The sequence below is a fragment of the Buttiauxella brennerae ATCC 51605 genome (assembly GCF_001654925.1).
Taxonomy (GTDB): Bacteria; Pseudomonadota; Gammaproteobacteria; order Enterobacterales; family Enterobacteriaceae; genus Buttiauxella; species Buttiauxella brennerae.
The window spans coordinates 119,182-143,083 of the sequence record NZ_LXER01000040.1 but is presented as its reverse complement, the minus strand read 5'-3'; the positions used below and the strand labels follow the sequence as shown (position 1 = coordinate 143,083).

Here is a 23,902-nt window from a genome sequence, read left to right as displayed (position 1 = left end):
CCTGAGGCTCTGAAAAACTGCGTAAAATATTGCGCACCATGACGATTCAATTGTACACATTCATTGATGCTTCGCACTAACAACCTGTAATACATCGCTGTAAGACTGAGACGGGTTATCGCTGTCTAACCAGTGAACACCTTCCCAACCTCTCAACCAGGTCATTTGCCGCTTAGCCAATTGTCTCGTCGCGCAAATACCACGATAAACCATTTCATCATGCGGAATTTCACCCGCCAGATAAGACCACATCTGCCGGTAACCCACACAACGAATGGAAGGCATGTCCGTATGCAAATCACCGCGGGCAAAAAGAGCCCGCACTTCAGCTTCAAATCCGGAAGCTAACATCTGATGAAAACGCTGCTCAATTCGTTGATGGAGCAGTTCACGGCTCGCCGGGGCGATGGCGAACTGATGCACCTGGTAAGGCAGAGCTTCTCCTGACGTTTTCGTCAGTTCCGTTAAAGTTTTACCCGAAATGAAAAAAACTTCCAGTGCACGGGAAAGCCTTTGTGGATCATTTGGATGAATACGTGCGGCGGCGACAGGATCAACCTGTGCTAACTCGCGATGCAACGCATCCCATCCTTGCTCTGCTGCCTGTTTTTCTATCCGCTCCCGAACGTCAGGGTCGGCGGATGGCAATGGTGATAAACCCTCTAACAATGCCTTGAAGTAGAGCATCGTTCCCCCAACTAACAAGGGGATACGCCCGGCTGAGGTAATGTCTGCCATTTCAGCTAACGCATCGCGCCGAAAATCTGCGGCGGAATAAGCCTGTGCAGGGTCGAGAATATCAAGTAACCGGTGCGGGGCCTGGGCAAGTTCTTCCGCCGTGGGCTTTGCTGTACCGATGTCCATCCCTTGATAGATAAGGGCCGAATCGACGCTTATCAACTCTACCGGCAACGTTTTACGCAAATTAATCGCGAGCGCCGTCTTACCAGAGGCCGTTGGCCCCATTAAAAAAATTGCCTGTGGCAGGTTTTGCTTAACTTCAGTCATGTTTCAGGGCGTTCATCGCCAATTGTAAATCAACAGGTTGTAACAAACCGCCAGGTGGTGATTTCACCAGCTGCGGACAAAGGCGCTCTACATCAGCCAGCAAGGCAATTGCCTGTGCCAGATTCCATTGTTCATGAAAGCCGTCCATTTGACGAGCAAACCATTGAGCAATCTGTGTCGCGTTAACCTCTGTCTGCTGCGCCAGGTATCCTGGCAGTTCGTGAATCAAGATTTGTAAATTTTGTTTACGCAAAGGTAAAGGTACGGAGCGAATTGTTATCTGACGCGACTCAACAGCAAATTCAATGCCCATTCCCAGTAAAAGTGGCTGATTTTTCACCAGAACGTCATGCTCCTCCTTCGTCACTTTCAAACGAAGAGGAATCAGCAGCGGTTGAGCACATGCGCCTTCAGCACCGGGTACGAGCTGCGTCATTTTCAACCAACGGTCGGCGACCGTCAGCGAAAGCAGCATAATTTTGCCATCACGCTCCAGTAATGCCAGGTCAGGGGCTAATACGGTCAACACGCGGCCAAAACTTTGTGTATGAGCATCTAAGGCTTCATAAGCCTCTGGCTCAGAGGCCCGATTTTTCACCCCAGACTCTGGGGTGTTCAGTAGCTCACGGTATACCACCCCTTCTTTTTTCTGGAAGCCCGGTGCAGCATGTGGCCATAAAGGCATGGTGCTTTTCCCCTGGCCTGCTTCGCTATAACCGCCAGAAGCTGACGCAGAGCGGCGAAGTGACGGTTCGCGAGGTGCTGATTCGCGAGGAGTTGATGCGGGCGCAGGCGTTGCAAACTGATTACGCCCGGAGGCAACACGGTTTTCTGGCTGCCAGCGTTCTTGTGGCTGCTCCGCTGTTTCTTCCAGCGGCAAACGGTTTTCCGCCTGCTGTTGCAGCACGCTCAACACGGCCTGATAGATAAAATCATGCACCAGACGCGACTGGTGAAAACGGACTTCATGCTTGGCCGGGTGTACATTGACATCCACCTGATGCGGATCGATTTCCAGATAAAGCACAAACGCTGGTTGTTGGTCGACGCCCAACTTATCTTCACATGCCTGGCGAATCGCGTGGTTTATCAGGCGGTCACGCATCATACGCCCATTCACGTAACAGTATTGAATTTCTGCCAGTGCGGATGTCGTAGCGGTTGGCTCAGCCACCCAACCATGCAGGGCTAAATCACCATGTTGCCACTCAATCGCCAGCGCCTGTTCAAGAAAAGGTATGCCGCAAATCGCCCCAAGACGGCGTTCGCGCGGGGCCCCCTCTACGACAGCGCGGTACTGGCGGATAACTTTGCCGTTATGCGTGAGGTTAATCGACACATCAAAGCGCGCCAGCGCGATACGCCTGACTATCTCGTCAATGTGGTTGAATTCGGTTTTCTCGGTACGCATGAATTTGCGGCGGGCAGGTGTGTTGTAAAACAAGTCCAACACTTCAAGGGTGGTACCGACGGGGTGTGCCGCAGGTTTAACCGTCACATCTTGCTCACGCCCTTCGGCGTAGGCCTGCCACGCTTCAGTTTGATCCTCAGTGCGCGACGTTAGCGTCAGACGGGCAACCGAGCTAATACTTGCTAAGGCTTCACCACGAAAACCGAGGCTAATAATCGCCTCAAGGTCATCAAGCGTGGCAATTTTACTGGTGGCATGTCGGGCCAGCGCCAGCGCCAGCTCGTCTTTTTTGATACCACAGCCATTGTCACGGATACGAATAAGTTTGGCGCCGCCGCGTTCGATATCAATATCAATCCGCGTGGCACCCGCATCCAGACTGTTCTCAACCAGCTCTTTCACCACCGACGCGGGGCGCTCTACCACTTCGCCAGCTGCAATCTGGTTGGCAAGTTGCGGCGGCAGAACCTGAATCGGCATGAAATCTCCTTATTGAGTAATCGCGACCTGATCGATACCCACACCTTGTGAACGTGCGGTCTGAGTCGTTTCAGGCGCTGATTGTAACGGGTGGGTCTGGAAATAATCCTTCAGCCCCTGATAAATAGCCTGAGCAATTTTTTGCTGATAATCCTCGCTATCCAGCAGGCGCTCTTCCGAGTTGTTACTGATAAACCCGGTTTCCACTAACACAGACGGAATATCCGGCGAACGTAACACCCCAAGGCTTGCGTGTTCAGGGCGGCGTTTATGTAACGCGCCAACTCGCTGCATTTGGGCAAGCACTTTTGTTGCAACATCATACCCGACGCGCTGCGAATGGCCGAACTGCAAATCCAGTACCGCCTGGCTCAGATACGGGTCAGCCTGGCTGTTTGCCAGTACATCCCCCGCACCGCCGAGTAATTCTGATTGTTTCTCATGTTGCTCAAGCCAGCCCGCCATTTCGCTATTCGCCCGGCGATTTGACAGCACCCAAACGGACGCCCCGGTAGCATCCCGGTTTGGTGCAGCATCCGCATGAATAGAAACCAGAAGATTGGCGTTCTGTTTACGCGCCACATCCGAGCGTCCCATCACCGAAATGAAATAGTCGCCATCACGGGTCAGCACGCCTTTAAACATCGGGTCATCATTGAGTAATGCACGCAGTTTACGGGCAATAGAAATGGTGACGTTTTTCTCTTTGGTGCCGCCAGGACCAATAGCCCCCGGATCTTGCCCACCATGCCCGGCGTCAATAGCCACAACAACGGTTTCAGACTGCGCCGAGGTGTGTTGCGAGCGAGCAGCATGGATTGCTGTATTCGAGCTGATAGCGCCGGTCACCGTTTGCGGTTTAAATGGATTTCTTGCCGGATCGGCTGGACGGGTCACTGGCGGAGCTTCCACACGTTTAGCCACAACTGGCGGCGGCGGTGGTGGTGGTGGCGGTACATCGGCGTTAATGGTAAACACCACCGTGTAGTTTGCCCCATTCTGCTGTTTTACCGCGCGAGTTTTACCCGGTTGCGTCAGATCAACCACCAGGCGGAGTGAATCGCTGTCTTTCGGTTGCCCGGAGCGGATGCTTTTCACCAGGTTGTTACCGCTGAACTGCAATGGCAACCCGTTGATGACACCGGTTTGTTTAATATCCAGGGCTACGCTTTTTTTATCATCCTGGGAAAATGCATATTCAGGATCGCCAATAAAACTAAAAGTGATTCGCGCCTGTGAATCACCATTTGATACCTGAATATCCGCTAAATTAGCGGCGCCTGTTTGTGCCGTCAGCACCAACAAACACACCGCCATCAACCAACTTTTCACGCGAGGGATCATCCCGTCATCCTTGTTATTTGGCCAACCGCGCCAGTAACGACTCACCAGATGAGGAAACTGCGTTCAGACGCGCTTCGCGCCCTTCGGCCTGGTAACTTAGGTGGATTTCGACATCCGGTTCCGGCAGCACACCCTGACCTTTTTGCGGCCACTCCACCAGACTGATTGCATCGTTGGTGAAATAGTCACGAATTCCCATAAACTCGAGTTCTTCTGGATCGGCAAGGCGATAGAGATCAAAGTGATACACCATCAAATCGCCGAGTTCATACGGTTCGACCAACGTATAGGTTGGGCTTTTAACATTCCCTTTATGACCCAGCGCCTGCACAAAACCACGGCTGAATGTCGTTTTCCCGGCACCCAGGTCACCATATAGATGAATCACAGTGGCACCTAAGCAGGCTTTTGCCAGACAGGTGCCCAGTTCTAAGGTCGCGGCTTCATCAGGTAATGCGATAACTCGATTAATCATTTTTAGCTATTCAAATCCGGGTTAACAAAAGGGTACAACGTCGAGAGTAAATCACTGGCTAACATGCCGCGTGTTCCATAGCGCTGAGCCAGAACATCTGCGGCCGCGCCGTGTGCTACACATCCGGCATTTGCTGCATCATACGGGGTTAGCTTCTGTGCCAGCAATGCCCCGATAATACCGGAAAGCACATCCCCCATACCGCCACTGCCCATTCCAGCATTGCCCACATCAACAATGGCACATTCACCACTTTGACTGGCAACAACCGTACCGGCACCTTTTAAGACCACAATTCCGCCATAACGTTTTACCAGGCGGTCAGCGGCAAGTAAGCGGTCACTCTCAATTTGTGATACAGAGCAATTTAACAGGCGGGCAGCCTCGCCAGGATGCGGCGTAATGACGCGATTCTGACGTTTATCGGGATTGATTGCCAGAAGGTTCAACGCATCTGCATCCCAGAGCATCGGTTTACGGCTGTTCTCGACTTTTTCCAGGGCTTTTTTGCCCCACTCTTGCTGCCCAAGTCCTGGGCCAATCACCACCACATCGGCCCATTCAAGGCTTTCATCAAGCGACTGCGGCGTTAATTCCTGCACCATTAATTCAGGCCGAGCAGTCAGCAGTGGCGCAATGTTTTCTGCGCGAGTCAGTACGCGAACTAGCCCCACTCCCGCGCGTAATGCCCCCTCGCCCGTCATGCGAATGGCACCCGCAGTCCCGTGGTCACCACCTATAATCACCAAACGCCCGTTCGTGCCTTTGTGTGAGGTAGGCTTGCGTGGGGGTAACCAGCCAACTAACTGCGCACTGTCCACGCGAGTTATCGGCGCAGTCTGCCCATTCAGCCAGGTTTCAAGACCCAAAGCATGAAAATGCAGTTTACCCACCACATCGCGAGCTTTTCCGGTCAGCAGCCCGGGCTTAAGGGCAATAAAAGTGATGGTATGGGAAGCGTTGATCACCGCGCCAGGCGTTGCGCCCGTTTCTGCAAGCAAGCCGGAAGGGATATCCAGCGCGACGACTGGTGCCGCATGCTGATTGCACTTTTCTATCAACTGCGCGACAGCATCTCGGGGAGAACTGTTAAGCCCGGTGCCAAGCACTCCGTCAATCACGAGATCGATATCGTCTGCCCAGACATGTTCCAGGGCATGAATCACACCTGCTGCATCCAGCCACGCGTCGCGTGCGCAGGCCGCTTCTTCAGGCAAAGGCTTGTCACTTTCGATTGCCAGCAATGTAACGCGAATACCCGCCGCCTGAGCAAGCCGCGCCACCACATAGCCGTCACCGCCGTTATTGCCATGGCCGCACAAAACCAGCCAGTGCTGGGTTTGCGGGTAAAGTTCACGAGCCAGGGCAAATGCCGCAGCCCCTGCCCGTTGCATCAGTTCGTATAGCGTTAACCCTAAGTAATCTGCCGCGTGTTTCTCAGCGTTACGCAGCCAGTCTGCGGACCAGACTGAATGTGGTATACTTTTGGCGGTTATTTTTAGGCTCAGGTCCGTCATGTCACAGCCCCTCGATCTCAATCAATTAGCGCAAAATATCAAGCAGTGGGGTATCGAACTCGGCTTCCAGCAAGTGGGAATTACCGATACCGATCTCACCGCCAGTGAACCTGCGCTCCAGATATGGCTGGATAAACAATATCACGGCGAGATGGACTGGATGGCTCGTCATGGCATGATGCGTGCCCGACCACACGAATTGCTCCCCGGCACCTTGCGCGTGATTAGCGTGCGGATGAACTATCTTCCCGCTAATGCAGCCTTTGCTTCAACGCTTAAAAATCCCAAAATTGGTTATATCAGCCGTTACGCCCTTGGGCGCGACTACCACAAACTGCTGCGTAATCGACTCAAGAAACTGGGCGAAATGATCCAGTCTCATTGTTCCACGCTGAATTTTAGACCTTTTGTGGATTCAGCGCCGATTCTTGAGCGACCACTTGCTGATAAAGCCGGGCTCGGCTGGACAGGTAAGCACTCACTAATTCTCAACCAGGAAGCAGGATCGTTCTTTTTCCTCGGCGAACTGTTGGTCGATATTCCGCTGCCAATTGATAAACCTGTCGAGGAAAAGTGTGGGCGCTGCGTGGCCTGCATGACTATCTGCCCGACAGGCGCGATTGTTGAGCCCTACACCGTTGACGCACGCCGCTGCATTTCTTATCTCACTATCGAGCTTGAAGGCTCAATACCGGAAGAGTTCAGACCGCTTATTGGCAACCGTATTTACGGCTGCGATGACTGCCAGCTGATTTGCCCGTGGAACCGTTTCTCCCAGTTGACCACCGAAGAAGACTTTAGCCCGCGCAGCAAATTGCATGCACCGGAACTGGCTGAGTTGTTCACATGGAGTGAAGACTATTTCCTGCGCGTGACAGAAGGTTCGGCTATTCGTCGAATTGGCCATTTACGTTGGCTGCGAAATATTGCGGTGGCATTGGGAAATGCGCCCTGGGATGAAGCGATTCTGGGGGTATTGCAACAACGGAAAGGTGAGCACCCACTTCTTGATGAGCACATTGACTGGGCGATTGCGCAACAATTAATCAAGCGCAACGCTAATGCAACTGAAGTCCAGCTCCCGCAAAAACAGCGGCTGGTTCGGGTGATTGAAAAGGGGTTAAAACGTGATGCGTGACATGTCCACAGGATGTGAATAAAAATTTGAACGTCTTGTCCTGCAAACGAAAAAAAATCTGCAAGCGATCGGCTTAACATTCTGAAATATTAAAAAAATGATATTAATCAAATAGTTAAAATTTTCTTGTAAAAATGAAGAAATAATTAGCGATCTAAGTGAATAGACGAAGGCTGTGGATAAGTCTGTTTACAAGAATTTAGCATGGACGTAAAAACTACCACTGACGCTGGTTAGCGTTGTGGATAATTTGTACTGAAGATTAGAATTTGGAGCGGGAAACGAGACTCGAACTCGCGACCCCGACCTTGGCAAGGTCGTGCTCTACCAACTGAGCTATTCCCGCTTGGGTGGTGCTGGCTTTAAAAGCCAAATCAAATTTGGAGCGGGAAACGAGACTCGAACTCGCGACCCCGACCTTGGCAAGGTCGTGCTCTACCAACTGAGCTATTCCCGCATATTCTTCGTCTTTCAAGCTGATGCTTAAAAGCCATCGAATTTGGTGGTACTGCTGTAATCAAATTTGGAGCGGGAAACGAGACTCGAACTCGCGACCCCGACCTTGGCAAGGTCGTGCTCTACCAACTGAGCTATTCCCGCTCTGTGTATCGCTGCAAATTCTGCATCGGTACGGGAGGCGCATTATACGAGAAATCGTTTTAGTCGCAAGCCCTCAAACGATTTTTTTTGCGTTTTTTGTTTGAATGCTGATTAATTCGACAAAATGATTATTTTCCCAGCGAAAATCAGGAAAATCTCTCGATCCTGCCTTTTTTCGGGTTAATGAAAAAAACAGGACCGAGGCTAACAACTTCTTATAGCTTGATAAAATTCTCGCGGTAGAACGCAAGTTCCGCCACTGACTCACGGATATCATCCATCGCCTGGTGGGTGCCCTGCTTTTTGAAACCAGGCAGAATTTCAGGCTTCCAGCGGCGAGCCAGTTCTTTCAAAGTGCTGACATCCAGATAGCGATAGTGGAAGTACTCTTCAAGCTCTGGCATGTACTTAAACAGGAAACGGCGATCCTGGCCGATACTGTTACCACAGATTGGGGAGCTATTCGCTGGCACCCACTGTTTCAGGAACTCAAGCGTTGCCAGTTCAGCGGCACGGTCGTCCTGGGTGCTTGCTTTCACGCGTTCCACCAGCCCACTGCCGGTATGAGTACGCACGTTCCAGTCATCCATCAGAGCCAGTTGTTCATCGGACTGATGAACCGCGATCGTTGGCCCTTCGGCAAGGATATTCAAATTGGCATCGGTAACCAGAGTGGCAATTTCAATTATGCGATCCCGCTCGGGGTCCAGGCCGGTCATTTCTAAATCAATCCAAATCAGATTGTTTTCATTTCCACTCATGCTATTTTCCACCCTTCTTGTGCGTAGCCCACCCTTGTCGATGGGTTAATTCGTATAAAATAGTGTGTATCATAGAGGTTTTGCCCACCACGGGCGACCAGGAGCCAGTAAGATTGAGCAAAAATAAACTCTCCAAAGGACAGCAGCGCCGGGTTTCAGCAAACCACCAGCGTCGGCTTAAACAGACTGTGGAGAAAGCCGATCCTGACGACTCTCAGTTTGGCGAACCGCGCGATGGTCGCGTCATTAGCCGTTTCGGCCAACATGCCGATGTTGAATCACCAGGTGGTGACATTCACCGCTGCAATATTCGCCGCACCATCCGTTCGCTGGTTACCGGCGACAATGTGGTCTGGCGCCCAGCCAAAGAAGCTGCGGCAGGCGTAACCATAAAAGGCATTGTTGATGCGGTGCACGAGCGCACAACCGTCCTGACACGCCCAGATTTCTATGACGGTGTGAAGCCCATTGCCGCCAACATCGACCAAATCATTGTGGTTTCCGCCATTCTGCCCGAGCTGTCATTAAACATTATTGACCGTTATCTGGTGGCGTGTGAAACCCTGGAAGTCGAGCCACTGCTGGTACTCAATAAAACCGATCTGCTCGACGAAGAAGGCCTGAAATTCGTCAATGAACAGATGGATATCTACCGCAAGATTGGTTACCGCGTATTGATGGTTTCCAGCCACAAAGTAGAAGGCCTGAAAGAGCTTGAAGAAGCCCTGATCGGCCGCGTCAGCATTTTTGCCGGGCAATCAGGTGTGGGTAAATCGAGCCTGCTCAATAACCTGCTCGGGTTCAAAGAAGTCCAGATTCTGGTCAATGACGTTTCTGATAACTCAGGTTTAGGCCAGCACACCACCACGGCATCGCGCCTGTACCACTTCCCGGGCGGCGGCGATGTTATCGACTCCCCAGGGGTGCGTGAATTTGGTTTGTGGCACTTAGAGCCGGATCAGGTCACTCATGGGTTTACTGAATTCCACGACTATTTAGGTCGTTGCAAATACCGTGACTGCAGCCACACCAACGATCCAGGCTGCGCGCTGCGCGAAGCTGTTGAGCGTGGGGAAATCGCCGAAACGCGTTTCGAAAATTACCATCGCATACTGGAAAGCATGTCCGAGGTAAAATCGCGTAAAACCTTTTCCGATACTGACCGCTGACAATTAAGCTGGGCATCGCTAAAATCGCGCTCCTTTTTGTGTATGCCCGCTAAAGCGGGTACTTAGCCAGGAGGCTATCTTGTTAGACAACTTTAAACTTTCGCTCCAGTACATCCTGCCTAAATTATGGCTGACTCGCCTGGCAGGCTGGGGTGCAAGCAAACGAGCTGGCTGGTTGACCAAACTGGTTATCGACCTGTTCGTGAAATACTACAAAGTCGACATGAAGGAAGCACAGAAGCCGGATACTGCCAGCTATCGCTCCTTCAATGAATTCTTCGTGCGCCCACTGCGTGACGATGTTCGCCCAATCAATACCGACCCAAGTGTGTTGGTGATGCCAGCAGACGGCGTAGTGAGTCAGTTGGGCCCGATTGAAGAAGACAAAATCTTGCAGGCAAAAGGCCATAACTACAGCCTCGAAGCCCTGCTCGCCGGTAACTACTTAATGGCCGATTTGTTCCGTAACGGCAGTTTCGTTACCACTTATCTGTCACCACGTGATTACCACCGTGTACACATGCCGTGTAACGGTATCTTGCGTGAAATGATTTACGTGCCGGGCGACCTGTTCTCCGTAAACCATTTAACCGCGCAAAACGTGCCAAACCTGTTTGCCCGTAACGAGCGTGTTATCTGCCTGTTCGATACTGAGTTTGGCCCGATGGCACAAATTTTGGTGGGTGCCACCATTGTTGGCAGCATCGAAACCGTCTGGGCTGGCACTATCACGCCACCGCGTGAAGGCGTGATTAAACGCTGGACGTGGCCTGCGGGTGAAAGCGAAGGCTCCGTTGCGCTGCTGAAAGGCCAGGAGATGGGCCGCTTCAAACTTGGCTCGACGGTCATCAACTTGTTCGCGCCAGGTAAAGTGAACCTTGCCGAACAACTGCAAAGCCTGTCTGTCACCAAAATTGGTGAGCCACTGGCGATTTCTACCGAACCGATGAGCGAGCCGGAAGTGCCTGTCAGTGAGATTACTGAAGCAGAAGTTGCTGCCGATCAGGAAACCAAACCGGACGTTTAACGCTTAAAGCTCAACCCAAAATCATTCAAGTTGCAGCAAGACGGCAACTGAGCGAATCCCCAGGAGCTTATATAAATAAGTGACTGGGGTGAGCAAAGGCAGCCAACGCAGCTGCGGCTTGAAGGATGAAGGGGTTAACTAAGATAGGTATTTACGTGCGCCTGATACTCACACTTCTGATGGCCTGGTGCCTAAGTCTTCCGGCGTATGCCGCCACCGCCCCCGACGCCAAACAAATCTCCCAGGAACTCGAACAAGCTAAGTCTGCAAAAGACAAACCTGGCAGTGCTGAAACCGTGGAAGCGCTTCAGGCAGCGCTCAATGCACTTGATGAACGAAAAGTCTCTCTCGAAAGAGCGACGCAATATCAGCAAGTTATAGATAACTTCCCCAAGCTCTCTGACACCTTGCGTCGGCAGATAAATAACCTGCGCGATGAACCGCAAAAAGTGCCAGAAACTATGAGCACCGATGCGTTAAACCAGGAAATCCTGCAAGTTAGCAGCCAGTTGCTGGATAAAAGCCGCCTTGCGCAGCAAGAACAAGAACGCACCCGGGAAATCACCGACTCACTCAGCCAACTGCCGCAGCAGCAAACCGATGCCCGCCGTCAGTTAAACGAGGTTGAACGTCGGATGGGTACCCTTCCGGCCACCAGCACGCCGCTAACACAGGCACAAAACATCTCTTTGCAGGCTGAATCTTCGCGCCTGAAAGCGCTGGTCGATGAACTGGAACTGGCACAATTGTCGGCCAGTAACCGCCAGGAACTTGCTCGCCTGCGCGCTGAGCTTGCCCAAAAACAGAGCGAACAACTGGATGCTTATCTCCAGGCATTACGTAATCAGCTCAATAATCAGCGCCAGCGAGAAGCTGAAAAGGCCCTGGAAAGCACAGAGTTGCTGGCTGAAAGTAGCGCCAACCTGCCATCTGGTATCGTTGACCAGTTTAAAAATAACCGCGAATTATCCCAGGCGTTGAATCAACAGGCTCAGCGTATGGACTTAGTCGCCTCTCAACAGCGCCAGGCCTCAAGCCAGACATTGCAAGTGCGTCAGGCACTCAACACGCTGCGCGAACAGTCACAATGGCTTGGCGTGTCGAATGTGTTGGGTGAAGCCTTACGCGCTCAGGTGGCTCGTTTACCTGAAATGCCAAAGCCACAGCAACTGGATACCGAACTTGGCCAGTTGCGTGTACAGCGTCTGCATTATGAAGACCTGATGAACAAGCAGCAGCAATTACGCCAGATCCGCCAGAACGATGGTCAGGAGCTCACCAGTGAGCAAAACCGTATCCTGGAGGCACAACTACGCACCCAGCGCGAACTGCTCAATTCCCTGCTGCAGGGCGGCGATAACCTGATTCTGGAACTGACCAAGCTGAAAGTGGCGAATAGCCAACTGGAAGATGCGTTAAAAGAGGTCAACGAAGCCACGCACCGTTACCTGTTCTGGACCTCAGATGTCAGCCCGATGGGCATCACCTGGCCGGTTGAGATTGTGCAGGATTTGCGTCGTCTGGTGTCGATGGACACGTTCAGCCAGCTTGGCAGTGCCACCATCATGATGCTCACCAGCAAGGAAACGCTGCTGCCTCTGTTCGGTGCATTAATACTGGTGGGCTTTAGTGTCAGCTCCCGCCGCCATTTTTCTGCCTTCCTTGAACGATCGAGCGCCAGGGTCGGTAAGGTCACGCAGGACCATTTCAGCTTAACCTTGCGCACCGTGTTCTGGTCGATTCTGGTGGCGTTGCCTCTACCGGTATTGTGGGCAACGCTCGGCTACGGGCTGCAAGCTGCCTGGCCGTACCCGCTCGCAGTCGCTATCGGCGATGGCGTGACCGCCACGGTGCCATTGCTGTGGGCCGTGATGATTTGTGCCACGTTTGCTCGCCCGAATGGTTTGTTCATCGTGCATTTTGGCTGGCCGCAGCCACGTGTCGCCCGTGCCATGCGCTATTATCTGATGAGCATCGGCATGATTGTGCCGCTGATTATGGCATTGATTATGTTTGATAATCTTAATGACCGTGAGTTCTCAGGCTCGCTCGGCAGACTGTGTTTCATGTTGATTTGCGGCGCGATGGCCCTGGTGACCTTGAGTTTAAAACGCGCAGGCATTCCGCTGTATCTGGATAAACAAGGTAATAGCGAAAACATCGCTAACACCATTTTGTGGAACCTGTTGCTCGCGGCCCCGTTGCTCGCCATTCTGGCAGCGGCAGTGGGTTACCTGGCAACCGCACAGGCCCTGCTGGCGAGGCTTGAAACGTCGGTAGCTATCTGGTTCTTGTTACTGGTGGTTTACCATATCTTCCGTCGCTGGATGCTGATTCAGCGCCGCCGTCTGGCGTTTGACCGTGCCAAACATCGCCGTGCTGAGATCCTCGCCCAGCGCGCGCGTGGTGAAGAAGAAGCCGCACACAGTCACAGCACTGAAGGCTCGGCTGAAGCCATCGAAGAGCCTGAAATCGATCTGGATACCATCAGCGTGCAGTCACTGCGCCTGGTGCGTTCGATTCTGATGCTGATTGCGCTGTTGTCGGTCATTGTGCTGTGGTCAGAGATCCATTCTGCATTTGGCTTCCTCGAAAACATCACCTTGTGGGATGTGACCTCAACGGTGCAAGGCGTTGAGAGCCTCGAGCCTATTACGCTCGGCGCTGTGTTGATTGCCATTCTGGTGCTGATTATCACCATGCAGCTGGTGCGAAACCTGCCCGCACTGCTCGAGCTCGCGCTGTTGCAGCACCTGGATTTAGCCCCCGGCACCGGTTACGCCATAACCACCGTCACCAAATATCTGCTGTTGCTGGTCGGCACGTTGGTCGGCTTCTCAATGATTGGTATCGAGTGGTCGAAATTACAATGGCTGGTCGCAGCGCTTGGTGTGGGTTTAGGTTTTGGTTTGCAGGAGATCTTCGCCAACTTTATTTCTGGCCTGATTATTCTGTTCGAAAAACCCATTCGTATTGGCGATACCGTCACGATTCGCGATCTCACCGGCAGCGTCACCAAGATTAACACACGTGCTACCACCATCAGCGACTGGGACCGCAAAGAGATAATCGTGCCGAACAAAGCGTTTATCACCGAGCAGTTTATCAACTGGTCGCTGTCGGACTCGGTGACGCGTGTGGTGTTAACGGTGCCTGCCCCGTCGGATGCGAACAGTGAAGAGGTCACCAAAGTGTTGTTGCAGGCAGCAGAGCGTTGTTCGCTGGTGATTGATAACCCTGCACCAGAAGCATTCCTTGTTGATTTACAAGCCGGTATTCAGATTTTTGAGCTGCGTATCTACGCCGCGGAGATGAACCACCGTATGCCGCTGCGCCACGAAATTCATCAGCTCATTCTGCAAGGCTTCCGTGAACACGGTATCGAGCTGCCATTCCCACCGTTCCAGATGCGTCTGGATAGTCTGGGTGGGCAACGGAGTAGTAAGACGATGACATCTTCAGGGAAAGCAGGTAGGACGCCAGGGAGTTTGTAAGTCAGGATGCCCTCATCCCAGCCTTCTCCCCCAGTAGAAGGAGAAAACCGGTACCGCCCTCAGGGAGAAGGATAATACCAGACTGACCTTCTCCCTAAGGGAGAGGGTCAGAGTGAGGGTGGTTTATGCGCGATCGACCGGGAACGCCAACACATCAGCCAAGCTCTCAGCCTTCAACGCCAACATAATCAAACGATCCACACCTAGCGCAACACCTGAACAATCTGGCAAACCCGCCTTCAGCGCTTCCAGCAAATTCACATCAATCGGCTGCTGCGGTAAACCGCGAGCGGCACGTTTACGGTTATCTTGCTCGAAACGCTGCTGCTGCTCACGCGCGTCAGTCAATTCGTGGAAACCGTTCGCCAGTTCGATGCCTCGGAAGTAAACCTCAAAGCGCTCGGCCACACGGTGGTCTTCGGTGCTGATTTGCGCCAGTGCTGCCTGGCTTGCCGGGAAGTGATAAACAAACGTCGGTTTGTCTTTGCCAATATGCGGCTCGACACCCATGCTGAAAAGCAGTTGCAGCAAGGTGTCGCGGTCTTCTTCCTGATCGGCAATGTTACTTAAATCGAGCTTTCTCGCCACTTCACGCAATTGGGTTTTGTCCGCAGAAAGCGGGTCAATGTCCAGGTGGCGCTGGAAAGCCTGCTGATATGAAAGCGTTTCTGCGGCATCCGTTTCCAGAACCTGCTGCAGCAAATCATCAACTTCATTCATCAGACGATACATGTCGTAGCAAGGGCGATACCACTCCAGCATAGTGAACTCTGGATTATGGTGGCGGCCCATCTCTTCATTACGGAAGCTACGGCACAGCTGGAATACCGGGCCGATGCCCGCCGCCAGCAGGCGTTTCATGTGGTATTCCGGGCTGGTCATCAGGTACAAATTCACGCCCTGAGCGTGGCCTGGGCCAACAAAACGGGTTTCAAACGGGAACAGATTAATGTCCGTTACCGTAGCCTGACTCATGCACGGTGTTTCCACCTCCAGTACACCGCGGTCGGCAAAAAAACGCCGAATGACTGCCATGATCGCAGCGCGTTTTAACAGGTTGGGGATGGATGCGCTCGGCTGCCAGGTGGCCGTTTCGCTCATGGTGGAGTCTCCGTATTCAAACAAGGCCGAGAAGTCTACCCGCATCGCATATTGGAGACAAATTTTGCGCAGTAAATTTTCACCGCCATTTATACCCGAGAAACTTCGAGATGCAGGTAGGCGGCAAACGAGCAAATCCCGATGAGCTTACTGAAGTAAGTGATTCGGGTGAGTGAGTGTAGCCAACACCCCTGCATTTTGAAGGGCGACGGGTATACGCGGCAACCGCTCTGATAATGTGAATTTCGTGACGTAACTCATCACTATTACTAATTAATTGCTGCACTGAACAGCAAAAAAATCGAACACGTCAAATTTCCTTAAAAAGCCTGCGGCTATAATCCGCTACCTACAAAGGAGCAGGGATAACCCTTTCGCTATAGCTGGCGCCGTATTGGTGAACTACCTTTGGTTAAATTAGCTATGCGAAATAACTAAAATCTGGAGGAATGTCGTGCAAACCTTTCAAGCCGATCTTGCCATAATAGGCGCTGGCGGAGCGGGCTTACGAGCAGCCATCGCGGCGGCACAAGCCAATCCACAAGCCAAAATCGCTCTGATCTCCAAAGTCTACCCAATGCGTAGCCACACCGTGGCCGCCGAAGGGGGTTCTGCTGCCGTTACGCAGGATCACGACAGTTACGAATACCATTTCAACGACACCGTTTCCGGTGGCGACTGGTTGTGTGAGCAGGATGTCGTCGACTACTTCGTGCATAACTGTCCAACCGAAATGACACAGCTTGAGCAATGGGGCTGCCCATGGAGCCGCCGCCCGGACGGTTCAGTGAACGTTCGTCGTTTTGGTGGCATGAAGATTGAGCGCACCTGGTTTGCCGCGGATAAAACCGGCTTCCATATGCTCCACACCCTGTTCCAGACCTCATTACAGTTCCCACAAATCCAGCGCTTTGACGAGCATTTCGTGCTCGATATTCTGGTTGATGATGGTGCTGCACGCGGCCTGGTCGCCATGAATATGATGGAAGGCACGCTGGTACAAATCCGCGCCAACGCCGTTGTCATGGCAACCGGCGGTGCGGGTCGTGTTTATCGCTATAACACTAACGGCGGCATCGTGACCGGCGATGGTATGGGCATGGCGTTGAGCCACGGCGTACCGTTGCGTGATATGGAATTTGTGCAATATCACCCAACCGGCCTGCCGGGTTCCGGCATTCTGATGACGGAAGGCTGCCGTGGTGAAGGCGGTATTCTGGTCAACAAAGATGGCTATCGTTACCTGCAAGATTACGGCATGGGGCCTGAAACACCGCTGGGCGAGCCGCGTAACAAGTACATGGAACTTGGCCCGCGTGACAAAGTTTCTCAAGCCTTCTGGCACGAATGGCGCGCAGGTCGCACCGTTCCGACGCCACGTGGCGACGTGGTTTATCTCGACCTGCGTCACCTGGGCGAGAAAAAGCTGCTCGAACGCCTGCCATTCATCTGCGAACTGTCGAAAGCCTATGTCGGCGTTGATCCGGTGAAAGAGCCGATTCCAGTTCGCCCTACCGCGCACTACACCATGGGCGGTATCGAAACCGACAGCCAGTGCGAATCCCGCATTAAAGGCCTGTTCGCGGTTGGCGAATGTTCTTCCGTTGGCCTGCACGGTGCCAACCGTTTAGGTTCCAACTCACTGGCAGAACTGGTGGTGTTTGGTCGTCTGGCAGGTGAAAACGCGATGCGCCGTGCAAACGAAGCACAGCCCGCCAATGATGCTGCACTGAATGCGCAAGCGGCTGATGTAGAAACTCGTCTCAAGAAACTGGTTAATCAGGAAGGCACTGAGAACTGGTCGAAGATTCGCGATGAAATGGGTCTGTCGATGGAAGAAGGCTGTGGTATTTACCGCACGCCAGAACTGATGCAGAAAACCATGGATAAGCTGGCAGAGCTGCAAGAGCGCTTCAAACGCGTTCGCATCACTGACACATCTAGTGTGTTCAATACTGATTTGCTCTACACCATCGAATTGGGCCACGGCCTGAATGTTGCGGAATGTATGGCGCACTCAGCAATGGCACGTAAAGAGTCTCGTGGTGCGCACCAGCGTCTGGACGAAGGTTGTACCGAGCGTGATGATGTGAACTTCCTGAAACACACTCTCGCTTTCCGTGACGCTAATGGAACCACGCGTCTGGAATACAGCGATGTGAAAATCACCACCCTGCCGCCAGCAAAACGCGTCTATGGTGCGGAATCAGAAGCGGCCGACAAGAAGAAGGAGGCGTCTAATGGCTGATGCGATGAAGACTCTGAAGATTGAAGTGGTGCGCTATAACCCGGAAACGGATAACGAGCCGCACAGTGCAATCTACGACGTGCCTTACGATGAGCAAACCTCGCTGTTAGATGCGTTGGGCTACATCAAAGACAACCTGGCACCCGATCTCAGCTATCGCTGGTCGTGCCGTATGGCTATCTGCGGCTCCTGCGGCATGATGGTCAACCGAGTGCCAAAACTCGCCTGTAAGACCTTCCTGCGCGAATACACCAAAGGCATGAAGGTTGAAGCGCTGGCTAACTTCCCCATTGAGCGCGATTTAGTGGTCGATATGACCCACTTTATTGAAAGCCTGGAAGCGATTAAACCGTACATTATCGGCAACCCGCGCACGCCAGACCAGGGGCCAAATACCCAAACGCCTGCACAGATGGCGAAATACCATCAGTTCTCAGGCTGCATCAACTGTGGCCTGTGTTATTCCGCATGCCCGCAGTTTGGTTTAAACCCTGAGTTTATTGGCCCGGCAGCAATCACGCTTGCTCACCGTTACAACCTGGATAACCGCGACCATGGCAAGAAAGAGCGAATGGCGCAGTTAAACGGCCAGAATGGCGTCTGGAGCTGTACTTTCGTGGGCTACTGCTCCGAAGTCTGCCCGAAACACGTCGATCCGGCCGCTGCCATCCAGCAGGGTAAAGTCGAAAGTTCGAAAGACTTTTTGATTGCCACCCTGAAACCACGCTAAGGAGTGCAAAATGACTACGAAACGTAAGCCATATGTACGGACGATGACGCCGACCTGGTGGCAAAAGCTGGGCTTCTATCGTTTTTATATGATTCGTGAAGGAACGGCTGTTCCAACCATTTGGTTCAGCATTTTGCTGATCTGCGGTCTGTTCTCGCTGAAAAGCGGGCCAGAGAGCTGGGCTGGGTTTGTGAGTTTCCTGCAAAACCCGATCGTGATTATCCTCAACTTAATCACCCTGGCGGCTGCATTACTGCATACCAAAACCTGGTTTGAGCTGGCGCCTAAAGCCGCCAATATCATCATTAAAGATGACAAAATGGGGCCTGAGCCGGTGATTAAAGGCTTATGGGCGGTGACGGTTGTCGCCACGGTCGTCATTCTGTTTATTGCTCTGTTCTGGTAAGGGGGACGTCATGATTAATCCAAATCCAAAACGCTCCGACGAGCCGGTATTCTGGGGTCTGTTTGGCGCAGGCGGCATGTGGGGCGCAATCATCACACCTGTCATCGTGCTGCTGGTTGGCATTATGCTGCCGCTGGGTCTTTTCCCGGGCGACGCATTAGGCTATGACCGTGTGCTGGCGTTTTCTCAGAGCCTGATTGGTCGCCTGTTCATCTTCCTGATGATTGTGTTGCCGCTGTGGTGTGGGCTGCACCGCGTTCATCACGCGATGCACGATCTGAAAATTCATGTGCCATCCGGCAAGTGGGTTTTCTATGGCCTGGCTGCCATTCTGACTGTTGTGACCTTTATCGGTGTGATCACGCTTTAATCGCTCTGATAGTCAACAAGGCCTGCCATTGTGCAGGCCTTTTTATTTCTTCCTCTGCCCCGCTTTTTTCCTGCTGCCATCTACACTTAGCTAAAAACCCAAGAAGGAATTTGCTATGCGCATCTGGCCGATTATCACCACCCTTGCTGTTGCGTTTCTGGTTGTTGCCTGTAGCTCTCCCACACCTCCACCTGGAACCACGGTAGTCAATAATTTTGACGCTAAACGCTATCTTGGGAAGTGGTATGAAATTGCCCGATTTGACCACAAATTTGAAAGCGGCCTTGAGCAAGTCACCGCAACTTACAGCTCGATGGATGATGGCGGTATCAGGGTGATAAACCGCGGGTTTAACCCCGACCGGCAAATGTGGCAGCAAAGTGTTGGCCAGGCGTATTTCACCGGCGACCCAAGCCGGGCCGCACTGAAAGTTTCATTCTTTGGGCCGTTTTATGGTGGTTATAACGTGATTGCCATTGATAAAGATTACCGACACGCACTGGTGTGCGGGCCGGATAAAGACTACTTGTGGATATTGTCACGCACGCCAACCATCAGCCCTGGCGTGAAACAGAACATGCTTGATATCGCTACACGTCAGGGCTTTGCAGTTGAGAAGTTGCTGTGGATTAAACAGCCGAGCAGTTAATGCGTGCTGATTTTCAGGCCAATGATTCCGACGACAATTAAAGCCAGGCTCGCAATACGGGCCAGGCTTGCTGATTCGCCTAACAGTAAAATCCCGGTTGTGGCGGCACCCACAGCGCCAATCCCCGTCCAGACGGCGTAAGCCGTACCGGTAGGCAACGTTTTCATGGTCCATGACAACAGCGCGATGCTGACAACCATCGCAACCACCGTAATGACACTGGGCCACAGGCGAGTAAAACCGTGGGTATATTTCAGGCCGACAGCCCAGACAACTTCCAATAAACCGGCGATAACAAGAATAAACCAGGCCATTTACAGCTCCAGTCAATGGGGCCGTCCCCGGATATCAAGAAGCGCTTACAGGTCGTCCCGTAAGGCTGGTGAGGGCGTTATTTTAACAATCAGGGGGATACAGAGAAGTGCTGAAAAGAGATTACTGCTGCAACTGTGAGTAACGTTTAGTTGACACTCATGAAGCGTTTTATGTCGCTAAGGCTCGAAATGACTGCTAATTAACCCGCAAATCCGCAATTCATTTCCAACAATTTATTCATATTATAATGTTTTCTCCAACATTCAGAAAAGGCTGTAATAGTGAGTCACGCGAACGGTAAGTATGCATAAGATATTGTTAGTCGACCGTTGTCATTATAGTAGACAAGGTTTTAAAAGCTGGCTTAATCGAAATATGGCATTTTCAATTTCTGAAACAGATAACTTACTCTTAGCGCGTGAAAAAATAATAGAGTGGCGACCTAACCTTGTTATTGCTGACTTCACCAGTTTCGCCAGCACATTGCATAACATCCAACAGCTTTCATCTATCTATTCGGCCTGTGGTGCCTCAGTTCGCCTGATGTTATTTAACAGCATCCGTCACGATAAGATTGAGGAATACTGCCTGTCTCAAGGCTCACGTTCGATCTACAGCAAATCAGTACCGTTACCAGAGCTTTACTCCGCCATACAGAATCAGCTAAGTGCTCGCCCTCCTTTTCATTCGGCGCTGCACTACAAACCTCCACTACTGACTTTACGTGAGGAGAAAATATTAAAGCTATGGACCGATGAGGCCAACAATGATTTCATTGCGCGGATGATGGGAATTAGCACGAAAACGGTTTATACATACAAACGGAATATCCGAATGAAACTGGGGATAAACAACCGTTTTTCTTTATTTATTGAGCAACACTAATAATTGAAAAAGAAATAACGGCACGATAATAATACCGTACCGTCTGAGACACATTAATTTTGTGCTTTTGTTGCTGCACCTGATATAGCCTGACCACCATCCTGAATATCTTCACCCATACCTTTGGTGGTATTACACGCGGTGAGTAACGTCGAAAGCACTATGAGAGAAAAGAACGCTGCAATAGTTTTCTTAATCATGACCGTTTCCTTTTTTGACCATATTGTTTGTGTATAGCAGTTAAAGCATAGACAAAAATTGGCAAGCTGAAGGAAAAAGCGGATTTTTAGGAGTGTTGGAAATTACTTGTTTGCTGCACGTTCGATGGAGCCGCCAAGGTGCTTGAGATCTTCACCGAAACCGCGAGTGGTATTACAACCGGCGAGAAACGAGGTTAATAACGTGATGAAAAGTAAATGTTTAATCAAACGGTTCATCTTCCCTGCCTTTTGTAAGCTGCGGTGAAGCAGAAAAGCGCCTCACCGCAAATCTTCACGTATTACTTAACGCGAGAAACGTATTCGCCAGAGCGGGTGTCAACTTTGATCACTTCGCCAGTCTGAACGAACAAAGGTACTTTAACCACAGCACCAGTAGACAGTTTTGCAGGCTTACCGCCGGTACCAGCAGTATCACCTTTCAGACCTGGATCGGTTTCAACGATTTCCAGCTCAACAAAGTTTGGTGGTTGTACGGCGATTGGACGGCCGTTCCACAGGGTGACGATACATTCGGCCTGATCCAGCATCCACTTGGCATTTTCGCCAATGGCTTTTTCATCAGCTGCTAGCTGTTCGAAAGTTTCGTTGTTCATGAAGTGGTAGAACTCACCGTCGTTGTACAGGTAAGTCAGGTTCATATCGATAACGTCTGCGCCTTCAGCGGAGTCGGTAGATTTGAAGGTTTTTTCTACGCGGGTGCCTGTCAGCAGGCGGCGCATTTTAACGCGAGCAAAGGCCTGGCCTTTACCTGGTTTAACGAACTCACTGGATTCAACTGCGTAAGGTTCGCCTTCGAACATGATTTTAAGACCGGCACGGAAATCGTTGCTAGAATAAGTCGCCATAAGGCCCTCTGAAATTGTTAATTGGTAGCTTAGCCAAAAAATGGCACACATTGTAACCCTAAATCCCCCCCGCAGAGAAGATTGGTTAACGCAACTTGCCGATGTTATAACCGATCCGGATGAACTGCTGCATATTTTAAACGTGGACGCTGACCAGGAGTTGTTAGCGGGACGTGATGCGCGTCGACTTTTTGCCTTGCGCGTACCGCGAGCGTTTGTCGAACGCATGGAAAAAGGCAACCCGAATGACCCATTGCTGCGCCAGGTTTTAACCGCCAAAGAGGAATTTATTGCCGCTCCCGGCTTTAGCACTGATCCGCTCGAAGAGCAGCACAGTGTCGTTCCTGGCCTGCTGCACAAATACCGCAACCGGGCACTGCTGCTGGTAAAAGGCGGATGTGCGGTCAACTGCCGCTATTGCTTCCGTCGCCATTTCCCTTATTCCGATAATCAGGGGAATAAGCGCAACTGGCAGGCGGCTATCTCTTACATCAGCGAGCACCCGGAACTGGATGAGATTATCTTCTCCGGCGGTGATCCGCTGATGGCAAAAGATCATGAGTTAGACTGGCTGATTAGCGAACTGGAAGCCATCGCGCATATTAAGCGTTTGCGCATTCACAGCCGTTTGCCCATTGTCATCCCGGCACGTATTACCGAAACGTTGGTAGCACGCCTTGCAGGCTCACGGTTGCAGGTGATCCTGGTAAACCATATCAACCATGCACAAGAGATTGGTGATGAGTTCAGAGTGGCGATGGTGAGCTTACGCCAGGCAGGCGTCACATTGCTTAACCAAAGTGTTCTGCTGCGCGATGTGAACAACAACGCACGGACACTCGCCGACTTGAGCAATGCGCTGTTTGATGCAGGCGTGATGCCGTATTACCTGCATGTGCTGGATAAAGTGCAGGGGGCTGCGCATTTTATGGTGAGTGACGATGAAGCCAGGGAGATTATGCGTGAGTTGCTGACGTTGGTTTCCGGTTATATGGTGCCGAAGCTTGCGCGTGAAATTGGCGGCGAGCCGAGTAAAACACCGATAGATTTGCAGTTACGGCAGAGTTGATCGTTTTCGAGAATTTCGCCCTCACCCTAACCCTCTCCCCCAGGAGAGGGAAATGTACGATTTCTCCCTCGCCCTTTCACAGGCAGGAAAATGTACGGTTTTCTCCCTCGCCCTTTTAGGGAGAGGGTCGGGGTGAGGGTGGTTTCACCCAAAAATCAATTCGGGCACTTATAAACCTGACCAGTCATGGTGCTGGCCGTCGGTGCAAAGCTCGACAACAAGTTTTGAGTTGGGCTACTCACGCCATACAGTACGTTGCCACCCATCGCTGCGGCATTGTTACGCAGAGCATTTGCCGCACCGCGCATAGAACCGCCTTCATTACCCTGCTGCCCGGACAACCAGTTGCTTTGCTCACCGGTTGCATTCCCTAACAGCTGACATTCAGTACCAGGCTTGTCTTCAACAAAACGGACGCCCTGCCCACCAGCAGAAAGTTCGTTGCTGGTGCTACATCCTGCCAGCAGCAGCGCTGCTACAGCCATTCCTGCTGAAACTCTAATGCGCATGTTGTTCCCCGTTATCAATGCTCTGTCTTGAAAAGTAGCGGGCTCACATCGCCCGGTGAGATCTTATACCAGAGTGCGACCAAAAAGAAAAAACCCTCAGGCATTTCTGCCTGAGGGTTTTCTTAACACG

23 protein-coding genes and 3 tRNA genes are annotated in these 23,902 nt (G+C 51.9%); 11 read left to right on the top strand and 15 right to left on the bottom strand.

Features of this window, described 5'->3' with window-relative positions; all coding sequences use genetic code 11:
* Positions 1–60 precede the first annotated feature (60 nt).
* Genes miaA through nnr form a run of 5 tightly spaced genes read right to left on the bottom strand, consistent with a single transcriptional unit; the run spans position 61 to position 6,235 of the window.
* Positions 61–1,008 (bottom strand): tRNA (adenosine(37)-N6)-dimethylallyltransferase MiaA, encoded by a 948-nt coding sequence (gene miaA, locus M975_RS21065; protein WP_064561818.1) that lies wholly within the window; start codon positions 1,006–1,008, stop codon positions 61–63.
* Positions 1,001–2,899, bottom strand: coding sequence for a DNA mismatch repair endonuclease MutL (mutL, locus tag M975_RS21060; RefSeq protein WP_064561817.1), 1,899 nt, complete (start codon positions 2,897–2,899; stop codon positions 1,001–1,003). The genes miaA and mutL overlap by 8 nt, the downstream gene beginning before the upstream one ends.
* A gap of 9 nt (positions 2,900–2,908) precedes the next feature.
* A complete protein-coding gene (amiB, locus tag M975_RS21055) occupies positions 2,909–4,243 on the bottom strand; it encodes an N-acetylmuramoyl-L-alanine amidase AmiB (protein WP_064561816.1) in 1,335 nt (444 codons plus the stop codon).
* Between the two features lie 13 nt (positions 4,244–4,256).
* Positions 4,257–4,718, bottom strand: coding sequence for a tRNA (adenosine(37)-N6)-threonylcarbamoyltransferase complex ATPase subunit type 1 TsaE (gene tsaE, locus M975_RS21050; protein ID WP_064561815.1), 462 nt, complete (start codon positions 4,716–4,718; stop codon positions 4,257–4,259).
* 2 nt (positions 4,719–4,720) lie between these two features.
* Positions 4,721–6,235: a bifunctional ADP-dependent NAD(P)H-hydrate dehydratase/NAD(P)H-hydrate epimerase gene (gene nnr / locus M975_RS21045; RefSeq protein ID WP_064561814.1), complete on the bottom strand. Its 1,515-nt coding sequence runs from the start codon at positions 6,233–6,235 to the stop codon at positions 4,721–4,723.
* Between nnr and queG the strand changes: the two genes are divergently transcribed.
* Positions 6,234–7,373, top strand: coding sequence for a tRNA epoxyqueuosine(34) reductase QueG (gene queG, locus M975_RS21040; protein ID WP_064561813.1), 1,140 nt, complete (start codon positions 6,234–6,236; stop codon positions 7,371–7,373). The two genes, nnr and queG, sit on opposite strands and share 2 nt — an antisense overlap.
* Before the next feature lie 270 nt (positions 7,374–7,643).
* Here the strand turns inward: queG and M975_RS21035 are convergent.
* The 4 genes from M975_RS21035 to orn form a co-directional block, all read right to left on the bottom strand.
* A tRNA-Gly gene (locus M975_RS21035) sits at positions 7,644–7,719 on the bottom strand.
* Positions 7,720–7,754: 35 nt separating this feature from the next.
* A tRNA-Gly gene (locus M975_RS21030) sits at positions 7,755–7,830 on the bottom strand.
* Between the two features lie 67 nt (positions 7,831–7,897).
* A tRNA-Gly gene (locus M975_RS21025) sits at positions 7,898–7,973 on the bottom strand.
* 215 nt (positions 7,974–8,188) lie between these two features.
* Positions 8,189–8,734 carry an oligoribonuclease gene (gene orn, locus M975_RS21020; protein ID WP_064561812.1) on the bottom strand — a complete coding sequence of 182 codons (546 nt, stop codon included), beginning with the start codon at positions 8,732–8,734 and terminating at the stop codon, positions 8,189–8,191.
* Between the two features lie 113 nt (positions 8,735–8,847).
* On the opposite strand from orn, the gene rsgA reads away from it, so the two are divergent.
* The 3 genes from rsgA to mscM all read left to right on the top strand — a co-directional run bounded on the left by rsgA (position 8,848) and on the right by mscM (position 14,424).
* Entirely contained in the window at positions 8,848–9,903 is a 1,056-nt protein-coding gene (gene rsgA / locus M975_RS21015; RefSeq protein WP_064561811.1) for a small ribosomal subunit biogenesis GTPase RsgA, read from the top strand.
* 79 nt (positions 9,904–9,982) lie between these two features.
* Positions 9,983–10,930 carry an archaetidylserine decarboxylase gene (gene asd / locus M975_RS21010; protein ID WP_064561810.1) on the top strand — a complete coding sequence of 316 codons (948 nt, stop codon included), beginning with the start codon at positions 9,983–9,985 and terminating at the stop codon, positions 10,928–10,930.
* A gap of 155 nt (positions 10,931–11,085) precedes the next feature.
* On the top strand, positions 11,086–14,424 hold the full coding sequence (gene mscM / locus M975_RS21005; RefSeq protein ID WP_064561974.1) for a miniconductance mechanosensitive channel MscM: 3,339 nt from the start codon (positions 11,086–11,088) through the stop codon (positions 14,422–14,424).
* 123 nt (positions 14,425–14,547) lie between these two features.
* Here mscM and epmA read toward each other — a convergent pair whose 3' ends face one another.
* Positions 14,548–15,525 carry an elongation factor P--(R)-beta-lysine ligase gene (gene epmA, locus M975_RS21000; protein ID WP_064561809.1) on the bottom strand — a complete coding sequence of 326 codons (978 nt, stop codon included), beginning with the start codon at positions 15,523–15,525 and terminating at the stop codon, positions 14,548–14,550.
* Between the two features lie 454 nt (positions 15,526–15,979).
* Here epmA and frdA point away from each other — a divergent pair, with 454 nt between their 5' ends.
* The 5 genes from frdA (at position 15,980) to M975_RS20975 (ending at position 19,928) form a co-directional block, all read left to right on the top strand.
* The gene (gene frdA, locus M975_RS20995; RefSeq protein ID WP_064561808.1) at positions 15,980–17,773 is read left to right on the top strand and encodes a fumarate reductase (quinol) flavoprotein subunit; all 1,794 of its coding nucleotides are present in this window, start codon (positions 15,980–15,982) and stop codon (positions 17,771–17,773) included.
* 4 nt (positions 17,774–17,777) lie between these two features.
* A complete protein-coding gene (locus tag M975_RS20990) occupies positions 17,778–18,503 on the top strand; it encodes a succinate dehydrogenase/fumarate reductase iron-sulfur subunit (protein WP_374941775.1) in 726 nt (241 codons plus the stop codon).
* A gap of 10 nt (positions 18,504–18,513) precedes the next feature.
* Positions 18,514–18,909 (top strand): fumarate reductase subunit FrdC, encoded by a 396-nt coding sequence (gene frdC, locus M975_RS20985; RefSeq protein ID WP_064561806.1) that lies wholly within the window; start codon positions 18,514–18,516, stop codon positions 18,907–18,909.
* Between the two features lie 10 nt (positions 18,910–18,919).
* A complete protein-coding gene (gene frdD / locus M975_RS20980; protein ID WP_064561805.1) occupies positions 18,920–19,279 on the top strand; it encodes a fumarate reductase subunit FrdD in 360 nt (119 codons plus the stop codon).
* A gap of 115 nt (positions 19,280–19,394) precedes the next feature.
* A complete protein-coding gene (locus M975_RS20975) occupies positions 19,395–19,928 on the top strand; it encodes a lipocalin family protein (protein WP_064561804.1) in 534 nt (177 codons plus the stop codon).
* Here the strand turns inward: M975_RS20975 and sugE are convergent.
* Positions 19,925–20,242, bottom strand: a complete 318-nt coding sequence (gene sugE, locus M975_RS20970; RefSeq protein ID WP_064561803.1) for a quaternary ammonium compound efflux SMR transporter SugE — start codon at positions 20,240–20,242, stop codon at positions 19,925–19,927. The two genes, M975_RS20975 and sugE, sit on opposite strands and share 4 nt — an antisense overlap.
* Before the next feature lie 376 nt (positions 20,243–20,618).
* On the opposite strand from sugE, the gene M975_RS20965 reads away from it, so the two are divergent.
* Entirely contained in the window at positions 20,619–21,128 is a 510-nt protein-coding gene (locus M975_RS20965) for a helix-turn-helix transcriptional regulator (RefSeq protein WP_245164510.1), read from the top strand.
* 53 nt (positions 21,129–21,181) lie between these two features.
* Here the strand turns inward: M975_RS20965 and ecnB are convergent, their stop codons facing one another.
* The 3 genes from ecnB to efp all read right to left on the bottom strand — a co-directional run bounded on the left by ecnB (position 21,182) and on the right by efp (position 22,194).
* Complete coding sequence (gene ecnB, locus M975_RS20960) at positions 21,182–21,328, bottom strand: lipoprotein toxin entericidin B (RefSeq protein WP_064561801.1); 147 nt, start codon at positions 21,326–21,328, stop codon at positions 21,182–21,184.
* Between the two features lie 102 nt (positions 21,329–21,430).
* Positions 21,431–21,565, bottom strand: coding sequence for an entericidin A/B family lipoprotein (locus M975_RS20955; RefSeq protein ID WP_064515608.1), 135 nt, complete (start codon positions 21,563–21,565; stop codon positions 21,431–21,433).
* A gap of 62 nt (positions 21,566–21,627) precedes the next feature.
* Positions 21,628–22,194, bottom strand: a complete 567-nt coding sequence (gene efp / locus M975_RS20950) for an elongation factor P (protein ID WP_064515606.1) — start codon at positions 22,192–22,194, stop codon at positions 21,628–21,630.
* A gap of 40 nt (positions 22,195–22,234) precedes the next feature.
* Here efp and epmB point away from each other — a divergent pair, with 40 nt between their 5' ends.
* Entirely contained in the window at positions 22,235–23,263 is a 1,029-nt protein-coding gene (gene epmB / locus M975_RS20945; protein WP_064561800.1) for an EF-P beta-lysylation protein EpmB, read from the top strand.
* Positions 23,264–23,418: 155 nt separating this feature from the next.
* Here the strand turns inward: epmB and M975_RS20940 are convergent, their stop codons facing one another.
* Positions 23,419–23,772: a DUF4156 domain-containing protein gene (locus M975_RS20940; protein WP_064561799.1), complete on the bottom strand. Its 354-nt coding sequence runs from the start codon at positions 23,770–23,772 to the stop codon at positions 23,419–23,421.
* Positions 23,773–23,902: the final 130 nt, after the last annotated feature.